The organism is Streptomyces sp. NPDC096132 (assembly GCF_044763345.1).
In the GTDB taxonomy this organism is placed as follows: domain Bacteria; phylum Actinomycetota; class Actinomycetes; order Streptomycetales; family Streptomycetaceae; genus Streptomyces.
Map to the genome: position 1 here is coordinate 277,132 of NZ_JBIWGA010000010.1, position 12,648 is coordinate 289,779.

Below are 12,648 nucleotides of genomic sequence, written 5' to 3' on the forward strand. Positions count from 1 at the left end.
CCGGGTGCGGCTCCCGGCACGGATCCATCGGCCGGCAGCGTCGCCTCGATCCTCCAGCCCCCGTCCGGCGCCGGTCCGGCCTGGACCCGGCCGCCGATCAGGCCCACCCGTTCGGCCAGGCCCTTCAGCCCGTAGCCGCCGCCCAGCTTCTGGAGGGCGTGCAGTGCCTGCTGGCCGGCGCGGGGGCGTCCGTCGTCGGTCACCGTGACGGTGACCCGGGACCCGGACCGGACCAGGCACACCTCCACCTCGCCGAAGTCGCGGGCGTGCTTGCGTATGTTGGTCAGCGCCTCCATCACCACCCGGTGCACGGTGGTGACCACCTCCATCGGCAGGTCCCCGAACTCGCCCTCCGTGCGCAGCGTCGCCCGGCCGCCGCCGACCGGCGCGAACTCCTCGACGAGGGACCGCACTTCGGCCATGCCCGCGAGCGGCGCGAGCGCCGGCTCCCACGCCGCGTCCGCCCCGCCGCGGCTCTCCGGGCTCTGCGGGCCGCTGTCGCGCAGCATCCCGACCATCGCGCGCATCGACTTCAGCGCCTCCGCACCCGCGCGTTCGATCCGTTCCAGGGCCGGAGGCACCAGGTCGGGGCGGCGTACGGCGACCGAGCGGGCGCCCTGTGCCTGGATGACGATGCCCGTCACATGGTGGGCGACGAAGTCGTGCAGGTCCCGGGCGAACTCCGCGCGCTGCTCCAGCCGTACGGTGGTCTCCCGCCGCTGCCGGTCCGCGACGACGAGCCGCACGGTCAGGCCGACGGCCAGGGCCGCGGTCGTCGTCAGGGTGAAGAAGAACGCGATGATGATGCTGCCCTCGTCGATGTCGACGGCCAGCGGGCGCACGATGATCGCCGCCATCGACGCCGGTGCGGCCACCGCCGCCCACAGGGGCGCCCCGCGCCAGGCGGTCAGGATCAACAGACCTGACAGCGCCGCCGGTTCGCAGAGTCCGAACGGGTCCTCGACGGGTTGGATGTCGCCGCCGAACGGGACCCTCGCGATGACGTGGACGGCGATCGTGGTGCCGAGCGACACCGCCGCCGCGACCCCGGTCGCCACCGGCAGGCCCCGCGCCCCGAGCCGGGGCCAGAGCAGCAGCGCGACGGCCGCCAGCAGGGCGGATGCCAGCAGCAACGGACCGGTCGTGGTGGCGTCGAGCCTGGTGAACGCCGAGCGGACACGTGTCCCACCGAACGTGTAGTCGAAGAGGCCGAGGCCGAGCAGCAGCACGACCACCACGGGCCACACCGCCGCCGCACGCAACGGGGGCCAACGCCGGGAGCTCATACGGGGAGCGTAGCCGTGGGGTCGGCCAAAAGTCGTAGCGCTCCGTCGAAGATCTGCCTTTCGCAAGATCCGGCGCCCGGGTGCGGCGGGCGAGAGTTGCCTCGCCGCCGGACGTCGTCGGCACCCGCCCGTCCCACCGAGGAGCAGACCCCCATGGGCAACGTCAACTTCGAGATCGGTGCCACGACCGTACTGGGCCCCCTGCTGGCCGCGTTCGGCCTCCTGCTGGCGCTGCGCGCACGGCGGGGCCGGGCCGGCTGGACCGGGCGGCACGCGGTGACCCGCCTGCTGGCCGCCGCGTACGCCGCCGGTGTGCTCAGCCTGACGATCTTCCCGATCGTCGTGACGTACGGCGAGTTCGCCAACCAGATGCCCTGGACCAACCAGATCAACTGGATCCCGATGCCCAGCCCCGATCCCAGCATCGTCGCCAACGTGATCCTGACGGTCCCGCTCGGCATGCTGCTGCCGCTGATGTCCGCCCGGGTCGGCTCCAAGGGGCGGGCCACCGCCGTGACCGCGGCGGTGAGTCTGTCGATCGAGCTGACCCAGCTCCTCATGTACGTGGTGTGCAACAACGCCCGGCTGACGGACACCACCGACCTCCTGGTCAACACGCTGGGCGGGTTCCTCGGTTTCGTCGTCCTCCACCGCGCGGCCCGGATCCCGGCCCTGGCCCGCCTGCTCCACACCTTCGCCCTGCCGGGCTCCGCGTTCGCGTCGAACGTCCAGACCTTCGCCCGCCCCACGCTGCGTCCCGCGGAAGAGGCCACCGCCACCCGCGCCTGACCCCGTCCTCCACCATCGCGTGTCAGCCCGCCGCTCTCCGCAGGAGAGCGGCGACGCGTTCCTCGTCGGCGGGCGCCTCGGGCATCTCGGCGGTCTTCGTACCGGTCCGGTCATCCGTGTCGCCGGGTACGACGGCATCCCCGTCGTCGGCGTCGTCGTCGGCGTCGCCCGGACGTGGGCCGGTCAGGTGCTGCGCCGCGGTGAGGGCGCGTGTCCACCCGGGATGGCACATGGGAGGGCCCCCTAGCGAAGTTCCTGGATGCGGATGAGGTTGCCCGCGGGATCGCGGAAGGCGCAGTCGCGGATGCCGTACGGCTGCTCCATCGGCTCCTGGACGACCTCGGCGTCGCCGGCCTGGACCTTCTCGAAGGTGCCGTCGAGGTCGGGGGTGGCCAGCAGGATCCAGCCGTAGGTGCCCTTGGCCATCATCTCGGTGATGGTGCGGCGCTCGTCCTCGGTGACACCCGGGTCGGCGGCCGGCGGCGCCAGCAGGATGGACGTACCGGGCCGGCCGGCGGGGCCGACCGTGATCCAGCGCATCTTGCCCTGCCCCACGTCGCTGCGGACCTCGAAGCCGAGGACGTCGCGGTAGAAGGCCAGGGAGGCCTCCGGGTCGTCGTGCGGGAGGAAGGTCGTGTGAATGCTGATGTCCATGACCTTCACGCTAGCCGCGCCCCGCCGACCGCCGCTTCTCCGATCCTGACCGGTTGCGCCGCCCGCTCAGCGGTGCTCGGGGTTCTCGAAGTCCTGGCGGCAGCCGGCGTCCCACGCGGTGCGCTGGTTGCCGTGGGCGGGGATGCCGCCCAGGTCCTTCAGCGCCCGGGCCAGATGCAGGAGGTTCCAGGTCATGAAGGTGGTGTTGCGGTTGGTGAAGTCGTTCTCCGGGCCGCCCGAGCCGGGGTCGAGGTAGGAGGGCCCGGGTCCCGCCTCGCCGATCCATCCGGCGTCCGCCTGGGGCGGGATGGTGTAGCCGAGGTGCTGCAGGCTGTAGAGGACGTTCATGGCGCAGTGCTTGACGCCGTCCTCGTTGCCGGTGATCAGACAGCCGCCGACCCGGCCGTAGTAGGCGTACTGCCCGGCTTCGTTGAGCAGGCTGGAGCACGAGTAGAGGCGTTCGATCACCCGCTTCATCACCGAGCTGTTGTCGCCCAGCCAGATGGGTCCGGCCAGCACCAGGATGTCGGCCGCCAGGACCTGCCGGTACAGCTCCGGCCAGACGTCCGTCGCCCAGCCGTGCTCGGTCATGTCGGGCCACACTCCGGTGGCGATGTCGTGGTCCACCGCCCGCAGGACGTCGACGCGCACGCCCTGCGCCTCCATGACGGCGGTGCTGCGGTCGATCAGGCCCTGGGTGTTGCTCGTCTCCGGCGAGCGCTTGAGGGTGCAGTTGATCACCAGGGCGCGCAGGTCGTCGTACCGGGCCGGCGGGGTGGTGTCGGTGGCGGGCGACGGAGCGGTCACACGGTCCTCCCGGGGGGGATCTGGCCGGCGCACGGCGCGCCCGCCGAAGGCGTAGGGAAGCTTCTCGCGCGAGGGGCGTTTTGTCCGCTTACGACGCACCTTCCTCCGGCGCGCCCCGTCGTCTTACGGAGTGATGACGTGCCGGGCGGGTCTCGGGGCGTGCCGCGCCGGCGGTGCCTAGCGTGGCCGTATGCGTGTACTGGTCACCGGCGGTGCCGGGTTCATCGGGTCCCATGTCGTCGACGCGCTGCGGGCGCGCGGGCACGAGGCGCTCGTGTACGACGTCCGGGACGATCCCGGCGCCGACGTACGCGACCCGGCGGCGGTGGCCCGGGCGCTGACCGGCGTGGACGCCGTCTGCCATCAGGCGGCGATGGTCGGGCTCGGCGCCGGGGTCTCCGACGCGGCGGAGTACGTCTCCCGCAACGACCTGGGGACGGCGGTCCTGCTCGCCGCCGTGGCGGAGGCAGGGGTACGGCGGCTCGTGCTGGCCGGGTCGATGGTCGTGTACGGGGAGGGACGGTACGCGTGTGCGCGGCACGGCGTGGTGCGGCCGGGGCCCCGGACCGTCGCCGACCTGGACGCCGGGCGCTTCGAGCCGCCGTGTCCGGTGTGCGGGGCGGACCTCTCCCCCGGGCTGGTCGCGGAGGACGCGCCCGCCGATCCCCGCAACGTGTACGCCACGACCAAGCTCGCGCAGGAGCACCTGGCCGCCGCGTGGGCCCGGTCGACGGGCGGGGCGGCGGTGTCGTTGCGCTACCACAACGTGTACGGGCCCCGGATGCCCCGCGACACCCCGTACGCCGGGGTGGCCTCCTTCTTCCGTTCGGCGCTGGCCCGGGGTGAGGCGCCGCGGGTCTTCGAGGACGGGCGGCAGCGGCGGGACTTCGTGCATGTGCGGGACGTGGCCGCGGCCAACGTGGCCGCGCTGGAGGCGCGGGCCCGCGCGGGCGTGCTCACGGCGTACAACACCGGCAGCGGTGAGCCGCGCACCGTCGGCGAGCTGGCGCGGGCGCTGTCCGCCGCGTGCGGGGGGCCGGAGCCGGTCGTCACCGGCGAGTACCGGCTGGGCGACGTCCGCCACATCACCGCGGACTCCGCCCGGCTGCGGGCCGAGCTGGGCTGGAAGGCGGAGGTGGACTTCGCGGCGGGGATGCGGGAGTTCGCACGGGCGGAGCCACGTACGGGCTGACCGCCCGGCTGTTCCGCCCCCGCCGCCCCTACCCGTCCCGCCCCTGGGGGCTGCCGCCCCCAGCCCCCCGCTTCGGCCCTGAACGGGCCTCGTCCTCAAACGCCGGACGGGCTGAATGCACCAGCCCGGTGCCGACAAGCGCAGCCCCCTGCGGGTGGGTGGGGGTTCGGGACGGCAGAGGGCTCGCCCTCAGACGCCCGACAGGCTGAAGGTCCTGGGCGGTGCTGACAAGCGCAGCCCTCAGGCGCCGGACGGGCTGAGTGGCCTGGGTGGTGCTGACAGGCGCAGTCCTCGGCGTGAGGCTCGTTCTCAGGGGCCGGAGGGGCTGGAGACGGGGAGTGTCACCTCGAAGCAGCAGCCGCCCGGGATGTTGCGTACGGTCGCGCGGCCCTGGTGGGCCTCCACGATGCCCCGCACGATGGCCAGGCCCAGTCCCGCGCCGGCCGGCGGTGTGCGGGCGTCGGTGCCGCGCCAGCCGGTGTCGAAGACGCGTGGCAGGTCCTCCTCCGGGATGCCCCCGCAGCCGTCCGTCACCGACACCACCACGCCCTCCGGCGAGCGCTCGGCGGCGACCGCCACCGTGCCGTCGGCCGGGGTCCGGCGGATCGCGTTGACCAGGAGGTTCCCGAGCACCCGGCTCATCTCCTTGCCGTCTACCTCCACCGGAACGGCCGCCACCCGGTCGCCGACCAGCCGTACGCCGTGCTCCCGGGCGAGCGGGTCCGCGCCCGCGAGGGCGTCGCCGACCAGGTCGTACAACGACATCCGGGCGCAGCTCAGGGGCAGGGTGCCGGCGTGGATGCGGGAAAGCTCGAAGAGGTCGCCGACCATGTCGTTGAGACGCTCGACCTCGGTGCGGATCTGCCGCAGATAACGCTCGGGGTCCGTGGCGACCCCGTCCTCCAGCGCCTCGGACATGGCGCGCAGACCGGCCAGCGGGGTACGCAGGTCGTGCGAGATCCAGGCGACCAGCTCGCGCCGGGAGGTCTCCAGCGCGCGTTCGCGGTCCCGGGACTCGGCCAGCCGGGCGCTGGTGGCCGCCAGTTCGCGGCTGAGCGCCTCCAGTTCGGCGGGCGCCGGGCCGTCGGGCGCGGTGAAGCCGTCACCGTCGCCGAACGAGCGTGCCGCCAGGGCCAGTTCGCGGCTGCTGACGACGACCCGGTGGCCCAGCAGGAGGGCGGTCGCCAGGGAGACCGCGGCAGCCATCGCCACGACCGTGGTCACCACGCTCAGGTCGTGGGGCGAGAGGAACATCGCCCAGGCGACTGCGAGCGTGCCCGCGAGCATGGCCAGCACCCCGACGGCGGCGACCACGGCGAGCGACGCGGTGAGCGAGCGGCGCCGCAGCAGGCGCAGCGCCCCCGCGCCGGCCAGGCCGGTGGTGGCGGCCCCGGCGAAGGCGTACAGGGCGATGAGGAGGACGTCCCGCACGATCACTCCTCCTCGTGGCCGGCGCCGGGTTCGAAGCGGTAGCCCACGCCCCACACCGTCTGGATCAGACGGGGCCGGCCCGGGTCGTCCTCGACCTTGCCGCGCAGCCGGCGGACGTGGACGGTCACGGTGGACAGGTCGCCGAAGTCCCAGCCCCACACCTCGCGCATCAGGTCCTCCCGGCCGAACGCCCGTCGCGGGTGCCGGAGGAAGAAGGCGAGGAGGTCGAACTCGCGGAGGGTGAGGGAGAGTTCGGTGCCGTCCTTGGTGGCGCGGCGGGCGGCGGGGTCGACGGTCAGACCGGCCGCGCCGAGCGGGGCGGCACCGGTGGCGGGCCGGGTGCGGCGCAGCACCGACTCCACCCGCAGGACGAGCTCGCGCGGGCTGAAGGGTTTGGTGACGTAGTCGTCGGCGCCGACCTCCAGGCCGAGGATGCGGTCGTCCTCGTCGCCGCGCGCGGTGAGCATGATGACCGGGACGGGCCCGTGTCCGCGCATCCGGCGGCACACCTCCAGTCCGTCCATCCCCGGCAGCATCAGGTCGAGGACGACCAGGTCGGGCCAGTGCGCGGCGGCCCGGGTGAGGGCCGTCGGGCCGTCGTCCGCCCGGTCGACGGTGAAGCCGGCCCGGTCCAGATATCCCGCGACGACCTCCGCGACGGTGGGGTCGTCGTCCACGACCAGCACCCGGGCGCCGGTCCCCGCCCGCGGGGCCCCGGGCCCGTACGACTGCTGCTGCATGCCTCCAGCCTCGCACCGGGGCCGCGCCCACGGCGCCCGCCGGGACTCCCGGCGCCCCGACGTCCGCGTTTCGTAAGGAGCCGAAGCCCGTTTTGCCTGATTCGCGTTCGTAGGGTGAAGGCCGTGACCATGGACGCGGACGTAGACGTGGACGCTGAAGTCGTCCTCCCCTGTCTGAACGAGGCCGAGGCCCTCCCCTGGGTCCTGTCCCGGATCCCCTCCGGCTGGCGGGCCCTCGTCGTCGACAACGGCTCCACCGACGGCTCGGCGGACATCGCCCGGGCGCTCGGCGCGAGGGTCGTGCACGAGCCCCGCCGGGGTTTCGGCGCCGCCTGCCACGCCGGGCTGACGGCCGCCACCGCCGACGTCGTGTGCTTCTGCGACTGCGACGCCTCCCTGGACCCCGCCCTGCTCGTGCCCTTCGTCCGGGAGGTGCGGGCGGGCGGCGCCGACCTGGTGCTGGGCCGCAGACGGCCGTACGGCCGGGGCGCGTGGCCCGCACACGCCCGCGCGGGCAACCTCGCGCTCGCCCGGCTGCTGCGCCGCCGCACCGGCCTGCGCCTGCACGACCTCGGCCCGCTGCGGGCCGCCCGGCGCGAGCCCCTGCTCGCCCTCGGCCTCACCGACCGGCGCAGCGGCTACCCCCTGCAGATGGTGGTGCGCGCCGCCGACGCGGGCTGGCGGATCACCGAGCACGACGTCCCCTACCGGCCCCGGACCGGCGCCTCGAAGGTGACGGGCACCTGGCGCGGCACCTGGCAGGCGGTACGGGACATGAGCCGCGTCCTGAACGAGCTCCCCGTCCGGGAAGGGGCCGAACGGTGACCACCCTGCTCGTCATCGCCAAGGAACCGCTGCCGGGCCGGGTCAAGACCCGGCTGACCCCGCCGTTCACCCCGCGGGAGGCGGCGGCGCTCGCCGAGGCCGCCCTGGCCGACACCCTGCGTACGGTGGCGGCCGCGCCGGCCTCCCGCCGCGTCCTCGTCCTGGACGGCGCCCCCGGCCCCTGGCTCCCGCCCGGCTTCGACGTCGTACGGCAGTGCGCGGGCGGCCTCGACGAACGGCTCGCGGACGCGTTCGCCCGGTGCTCCGGGCCCGCCCTGCTGATCGGCATGGACACCCCCCAGGTGACCCCGGACCTGCTCACCGTCGACTTCACGGCCTGCGACGCGTACTTCGGCCCGGCCGAGGACGGCGGCTTCTGGGCCCTCGGGCTGGCCGAACCCGATCCAGCCCTGCTGCGGGGCGTGCCCATGTCGACACCGGTCACGGGAGCCGTCCAGCGCGAACGCCTGGTCGAAGCCGGGCTGCGGGTCCGGGACCTCCCCCGGCTCCGGGACGTCGACACCGCCGACGACGCCCACGCCGTCGCCGCCCTGACCCCGCACAGCCGCTTCGCCCACCACCTGGCCCGCCTGACGACGACGGCGAACCGATGAGCACCGCCGTCTCGCCGCCGTGGGCGGCCTCCGCCCCCTACGACGCCGCCCTGCGCGCCGGCCGCGGCCCGCTCTTCCTGCGCCGCGCCGACGGCTGGCTGCTGCCCCTGGACGTGGAACGCTGGTGCGCCGGGGCCGACCCCGTCGACCTGGACGTACTGGACCGGTGCGAGGGCTCCGTCCTGGACGTCGGCTGCGGACCCGGACGCCTGGTCGCGGAACTCGCCGCGCGGGGCCGGACCGTCCTCGGCATCGACGTCAGCGCGGCCGCCGTCGGCCACACCGCGCGGCGTGGCGGCCGGGCACTCCGGCGCTCGGTGTTCGAACCACTGCCGGACGAGGGCCACTGGGGCACCGTCCTGCTCCTCGACGGCAACGTCGGCATCGGCGGCGATCCGCCCGCCCTGCTGAACCGCGTCGGCACGCTCCTCACGCCCGGCGGCCTGCTGATCGCGGAAACCGCACCAATGGACGTCGACGAACGCACCGAGGTACAGGTCGTCGACGCCCTCCACAGCTGTGGATACGGAGGGCACGACGGCGGCGCGGCCCAAGGCGCGTTCCCCTGGGCCCGGGTCGGCAGCCCGGCGCTGTCGCGGTATGCGGGGCGGGGCCGGTGGCGTGTCGTGGGTCAGTGGTCGGCGGGCGGGCGCTCCTTCGTCGCCCTGCGCGGCCGCAGCCACGGCCGCAGGCCCAGCAGCAGCGCCGAGCCCGCGAAGAGCACGGCGGTGATCAGCAGCCAGCGGGCGAGGAAGCCGTCCGGGGACAGCCCGGTGCCCAGCCGGTAGCGCCGGTCCACCCGCCCGCCGATCAGCGGGAACCACACGAGCAGCAGCAGGCCGGAGAGGGCGGCCGGTACCCGCACGTACATCACCCGGTCCCGGTGACCGGCCGCGCCGAGCCCTCGTACGACCGCCCGGTCCGCCACCGCGTACAGCGGCAGCAGCACGAGGTCGTGGATCAGCGCGGCTCCCACGAACCACAGCGCCACGCCGAACCAGTCGTCGGCGAGGAGGCGCACCCCCGCGTAGGCGGCGAGGGCGAACGACGCGGTGAGCAGGAGGAGCTGGAACGGGCTCCCCAGCGGGATCCGTGGCCGGCGCATCACAGGTCTCCGAACGTCATGCGGGCCACCCACTTGGTGTTCAGCACGCCGGGTGCGGCGGGCACGATGACGCGTGCCGGGTAGCCGTGGTCCGGGGAGAGGTCCTCGCCGTTGACGTACAGGGCGAGCAGGGAGCGCGGGTCGGCGACCTGGTTGGCGCGCAGGGCCGCGTGACGGAAGGCACCGCGCCGCTGGAGGGACTCGACGAGCAGGTCCGGCGGGTCGTCGTCGTGGCCGACGAGCGCGGCGAGGTCCCGCAGGCGTACGCCCCGCCACCACTGGTCGGACGTCGACCAGCCCTCCACGCAGGCGATGGGCAACGCCGAGCTGTACAAGGGGAGTCGGGCCAGTTGGGCCCGGCTGAGGCGGACGGTGCCCGTGCGCCCCGTGACGACGAGTCGCCAGGCGTCCTCGCTCGTCCGAGCCGCGTCGATCCCGGCGTACGCGGCCGTCTTGTTGATCTGGAAGCCGTTCGGGCCGCTGCCGGGGTCGGCTCCGCCGTGGGGCGCGAGCAGGGCCGTTCGCCGCAGCGGCCCGTCGAAGCCCTGCCCCACCGTGGTCGCGAACAGCAGCAGCGAGCCGCCCCCGACGAACCACAGGGCTCCGCGCCGGGAGACGGTCGGGGCGTCCGGGCGCGGGGAGACCAGATCCCCCGCTTCATGCCCTTCTTCATCCCCCTCCCCCCGCAGCCGCCGCACGTTCCGCACCGCCGCCGGCGTCTTCAGGGCGGCGTGGGCGACGAACGCGGCGAAGAACACCCACGCCCCGTAGAAGTGCAGGGGGTAGAAGGAGCCGGGGAAGACGTAGTCGAGCTGGATGTTGAGGACCCCGGTCACGAACTCGAACAGCCCGCCCCCGACCAGCAGCAACAGCGAGATCCGCTCCAGCGCGTGCGCGAGCGAGCGGGCCGGCGGGAGCGCGAACAGCCTCGGCACGACCGACCACAGTTTGGCCAGCAGGACGGGGATGAGGGTGATGCCGAGGGTGACGTGGACGCCCTGGGTGAGCCGGTACAGCCAGTGCGGGTCCGTCGGCCAGGCGAAGAGGTAGAAGCCGAGGATCCCCTTGCCCGGCGTCTTGTCGTTCACGGGCGACAGGTCCGGGTTGTAGGCGGCGTAGGAGACCAGGCCCGTCACGAACACCACGGTGATGCCGACGAGCAGGACGAGACCGAGCACCGAGGTGAACCGGGGGCCGCGCAGGGGGCTGCGCCAGAAGCCGGGTGAGGTGGGGAGCGGTGGGGCGGGCATGTCCCGACGGTAGGCCGGGGCACCCCCGGAAAAGGGGGCGCGACTCATGACGAAACGCTGACGCCCGGCCCGGACGGACGTCCCCCGCCCCTCGCCCGGCCTAGCGTGCCGCTGTGAACCGCGCCCTTCTCCGCGAGCTGTACGCCGCCCTCGCCGCCGCCCTCCTCGTCGTCCTGGCGGTGCTGGTCGGCCGGCACATCCAGGACACCCGGCACACCCTGCGGGTGAACTGGCCGCCGCTGCTGGCGACCTGGCACCCGCACACGGGGCCGGGCACCTGGGCCGCCGTCGCGGTGGCGGGAGCCGTCGTCGCGTACGGTCCCGCCCTGGCCGCCCGGCTGCCCTGGCGCGCCCTGCTCGCGACGGCCTGGGCCGCGTCCACCGCCTGGATCCTGTCCCTCGCCCTGATCGACGGCTGGCAGCGGGGCGTCGCCGTCCGGCTCACCACCCGCCACGAATACCTCCGGGTCGTCGACCGCTTCGACGACATCCCGGCCGCCCTGCGGGACTTCACCCACCACATCCTGCTCGACTCCCCCGGCAACTGGCCCGCCCATGTCGCGGGACACCCGCCGGCGGCCACCCTCACCTTCGTGCTGCTCGACCGGATCGGGCTGCGGGGCGGTGGCTGGGCGGGCATCTGGTGCGTCACCGTCGGGGCGACGGCGTGCGTGGCCGTGCTGGTCACGGTGCGGGCACTGGCCGCGGAGGGCCTCGCCCGGCGGGCGGCGCCGTTCCTCGTGCTGGCGCCGGCGGCGGTGTGGATGGGCACCTCGGCCGACGCGTACTTCGCGGCGGTCGCCGCGTGGGCGGTGGCGCTGCTGGCGCTGGCGGTCACCGGCCGCCCGGCCTGGGCACTGCCGTCCGGGCTGCTCCTCGGCCTCACCTGCTACCTCTCCTACGGCCTCACGCTCCTCGCGCTCCTCGGCGCGGCCGTGCTGTGGCTCGGCAGAGGCCGGGTCCGGGAGCGTCCCCTGCTGCTCTTCCTCCTCCTCGCGGGTCTGGCCGTCGTACCGACGGCGTTCACGCTCGCCGGGTTCGACTGGTGGGAGGCGTACCGGCTGCTGGTCACGCGCTACCGCCAGGGCGCGGGCGGAGTGCGCCCGTACGGCTACTGGGTGTGGGCGAACCTGGCCTGCGCGGTGCTGATCACGGGCCTGGCGACGGCGGCGGGGCTGCGGCGGACCGGGGCCGTGCTGCTGCGCCGGCGCGGCTCGGCACGCGACACCGCCCGGCTCGCGCTGCTCGTCGCCGCCGCCCTCCTCGCCCTCCTGGCCGCCGACCTGTCCGGTATGAGCAAGGCCGAGACGGAACGCATCTGGCTCCCCTTCGCGATCTGGCTGCTCCCGTCCTGTGCCTGCCTCCCGCACCCCCGCCCCTGGCTCACCGCCCAGGCGACCCTCGCCCTCCTCCTCAACCATCTGCTGCTCACCGGGTGGTGACCCGGGGCGGGCGCGCGGAAGCTGAACACATGACGACCGACGTCACGGCCCGGCGACTCGCGGAACAGAGCGGAACAGAGGTGAGCTGCGGATGGTGTACGACGAAGGGCTGGCGCAGCGGATCCGGGAGCGGCTGGGGGCTGATCCGGGAGCGGCTGGGGGCTGATCCGGCGGTCGCGGAGAAGCGCATGTTCGGTGGGATCGCCTTTCTCGTCCACGGCAACATGGCGGTGGGCGTCACCGGTCACGACCTCATGGTCAGGGTCGGCCCGGACGCCACGGACGCGGCGCTCGCCCGGCCGGGGGCGCGTCTGTTCGACATGACCGGCCGCCCGATGCGCGGCTGGGTCGTGGTCGACGGTGCCGCCGTCACCGAGGACGAGACGCTCGGGGCCTGGGTGGCCGAGGGAGGGGCTTTCGCGGCGAGCCTGCCGCCCAAGTGAGCAGCCGCTGCCGGGCCCGGCGCCCGCTCGCCGCGTGGTGAGACCGGTCGGCGCAGGGGTACCCGGAGTG

General features: G+C 74.4%; 14 protein-coding genes and 1 pseudogene. 7 read left to right on the forward strand and 8 right to left on the reverse strand.

Translation table 11 applies throughout. From position 1 onward, the window contains the following. Nucleotides 1-1,286: sensor histidine kinase (locus tag ACIRF9_RS24880; protein WP_403826181.1), on the reverse strand; the 1,286-nt coding region annotated here is incomplete at its 3' end. 153 nt (nucleotides 1,287-1,439) lie between these two features. Between ACIRF9_RS24880 and ACIRF9_RS24885 the strand changes: the two genes are divergently transcribed. Then, nucleotides 1,440-2,075, forward strand: a complete 636-nt coding sequence (locus ACIRF9_RS24885; RefSeq protein ID WP_403826184.1) for a VanZ family protein — start codon at nucleotides 1,440-1,442, stop codon at nucleotides 2,073-2,075. Between the two features lie 22 nt (nucleotides 2,076-2,097). Here ACIRF9_RS24885 and ACIRF9_RS24890 read toward each other — a convergent pair whose 3' ends face one another. The 3 genes from ACIRF9_RS24890 to ACIRF9_RS24900 all read right to left on the reverse strand — a co-directional run bounded on the left by ACIRF9_RS24890 (nucleotide 2,098) and on the right by ACIRF9_RS24900 (nucleotide 3,536). Then, complete coding sequence (locus tag ACIRF9_RS24890; protein ID WP_403826187.1) at nucleotides 2,098-2,307, reverse strand: hypothetical protein; 210 nt, start codon at nucleotides 2,305-2,307, stop codon at nucleotides 2,098-2,100. An 11-nt stretch (nucleotides 2,308-2,318) separates the two neighbouring features. Then, nucleotides 2,319-2,729 carry a VOC family protein gene (locus ACIRF9_RS24895; RefSeq protein ID WP_403826189.1) on the reverse strand — a complete coding sequence of 137 codons (411 nt, stop codon included), beginning with the start codon at nucleotides 2,727-2,729 and terminating at the stop codon, nucleotides 2,319-2,321. Nucleotides 2,730-2,795: 66 nt separating this feature from the next. Then, nucleotides 2,796-3,536, reverse strand: a complete 741-nt coding sequence (locus ACIRF9_RS24900; protein ID WP_403826192.1) for a flavodoxin family protein — start codon at nucleotides 3,534-3,536, stop codon at nucleotides 2,796-2,798. Between the two features lie 190 nt (nucleotides 3,537-3,726). Here ACIRF9_RS24900 and ACIRF9_RS24905 point away from each other — a divergent pair, with 190 nt between their 5' ends. Beyond that, nucleotides 3,727-4,728: an NAD-dependent epimerase/dehydratase family protein gene (locus tag ACIRF9_RS24905; protein ID WP_403826195.1), complete on the forward strand. Its 1,002-nt coding sequence runs from the start codon at nucleotides 3,727-3,729 to the stop codon at nucleotides 4,726-4,728. A gap of 309 nt (nucleotides 4,729-5,037) precedes the next feature. Here the strand turns inward: ACIRF9_RS24905 and ACIRF9_RS24910 are convergent, their stop codons facing one another. Next, a complete protein-coding gene (locus tag ACIRF9_RS24910; RefSeq protein WP_403826198.1) occupies nucleotides 5,038-6,159 on the reverse strand; it encodes a sensor histidine kinase in 1,122 nt (373 codons plus the stop codon). A gap of 2 nt (nucleotides 6,160-6,161) precedes the next feature. Beyond that, nucleotides 6,162-6,899 (reverse strand): response regulator transcription factor, encoded by a 738-nt coding sequence (locus tag ACIRF9_RS24915; RefSeq protein ID WP_403826201.1) that lies wholly within the window; start codon nucleotides 6,897-6,899, stop codon nucleotides 6,162-6,164. Between the two features lie 129 nt (nucleotides 6,900-7,028). On the opposite strand from ACIRF9_RS24915, the gene ACIRF9_RS24920 reads away from it, so the two are divergent. The 3 genes and pseudogenes from ACIRF9_RS24920 to ACIRF9_RS24930 all read left to right on the forward strand — a co-directional run. After that, nucleotides 7,029-7,724, forward strand: a complete 696-nt coding sequence (locus tag ACIRF9_RS24920; RefSeq protein ID WP_403826439.1) for a glycosyltransferase family 2 protein — start codon at nucleotides 7,029-7,031, stop codon at nucleotides 7,722-7,724. After that, complete coding sequence (locus ACIRF9_RS24925) at nucleotides 7,721-8,338, forward strand: DUF2064 domain-containing protein (protein ID WP_403826204.1); 618 nt, start codon at nucleotides 7,721-7,723, stop codon at nucleotides 8,336-8,338. The genes ACIRF9_RS24920 and ACIRF9_RS24925 overlap by 4 nt, the downstream gene beginning before the upstream one ends. Then, nucleotides 8,335-8,811, forward strand: a pseudogene (locus ACIRF9_RS24930) (class I SAM-dependent methyltransferase); the annotation flags it as partial. The gene ACIRF9_RS24925 and the pseudogene ACIRF9_RS24930, both read left to right, overlap by 4 nt. Nucleotides 8,812-8,969: 158 nt before the next feature. Here the strand turns inward: ACIRF9_RS24930 and ACIRF9_RS24935 are convergent. After that, the gene (locus ACIRF9_RS24935; protein ID WP_403826207.1) at nucleotides 8,970-9,443 is read right to left on the reverse strand and encodes a hypothetical protein; all 474 of its coding nucleotides are present in this window, start codon (nucleotides 9,441-9,443) and stop codon (nucleotides 8,970-8,972) included. Further along, on the reverse strand, nucleotides 9,443-10,693 hold the full coding sequence (locus ACIRF9_RS24940; RefSeq protein ID WP_403826210.1) for a molybdopterin-dependent oxidoreductase: 1,251 nt from the start codon (nucleotides 10,691-10,693) through the stop codon (nucleotides 9,443-9,445). Before ACIRF9_RS24940 ends, ACIRF9_RS24935 begins: the two co-directional genes overlap by 1 nt. 113 nt (nucleotides 10,694-10,806) lie before the next feature. Between ACIRF9_RS24940 and ACIRF9_RS24945 the strand changes: the two genes are divergently transcribed. Together ACIRF9_RS24945 and ACIRF9_RS24950 are read left to right on the forward strand one after the other, a co-directional pair. After that, nucleotides 10,807-12,135, forward strand: a complete 1,329-nt coding sequence (locus ACIRF9_RS24945) for a hypothetical protein (RefSeq protein ID WP_403826213.1) — start codon at nucleotides 10,807-10,809, stop codon at nucleotides 12,133-12,135. Between the two features lie 29 nt (nucleotides 12,136-12,164). After that, on the forward strand, nucleotides 12,165-12,578 hold the full coding sequence (locus ACIRF9_RS24950) for a TfoX/Sxy family protein (RefSeq protein ID WP_403826215.1): 414 nt from the start codon (nucleotides 12,165-12,167) through the stop codon (nucleotides 12,576-12,578). The last annotated feature ends 70 nt before the right edge of the window (nucleotides 12,579-12,648 follow it).

Coding starts and splice junctions, on each gene's coding strand:
- ACIRF9_RS24885 (WP_403826184.1), top strand. CDS start 1,440: ATGGGCAACGTCAACTTCGAGATCGGTGCCACGACCGTACTGGGCCCC.
- ACIRF9_RS24890 (WP_403826187.1), bottom strand. CDS start 2,307: ATGTGCCATCCCGGGTGGACACGCGCCCTCACCGCGGCGCAGCACCTG.
- ACIRF9_RS24895 (WP_403826189.1), bottom strand. CDS start 2,729: ATGGACATCAGCATTCACACGACCTTCCTCCCGCACGACGACCCGGAG.
- ACIRF9_RS24905 (WP_403826195.1), top strand. CDS start 3,727: ATGCGTGTACTGGTCACCGGCGGTGCCGGGTTCATCGGGTCCCATGTC.
- ACIRF9_RS24915 (WP_403826201.1), bottom strand. CDS start 6,899: ATGCAGCAGCAGTCGTACGGGCCCGGGGCCCCGCGGGCGGGGACCGGC.
- ACIRF9_RS24920 (WP_403826439.1), top strand. CDS start 7,029: ATGGACGCGGACGTAGACGTGGACGCTGAAGTCGTCCTCCCCTGTCTG.
- ACIRF9_RS24935 (WP_403826207.1), bottom strand. CDS start 9,443: ATGCGCCGGCCACGGATCCCGCTGGGGAGCCCGTTCCAGCTCCTCCTG.
- ACIRF9_RS24940 (WP_403826210.1), bottom strand. CDS start 10,693: ATGCCCGCCCCACCGCTCCCCACCTCACCCGGCTTCTGGCGCAGCCCC.
- ACIRF9_RS24950 (WP_403826215.1), top strand. CDS start 12,165: ATGACGACCGACGTCACGGCCCGGCGACTCGCGGAACAGAGCGGAACA.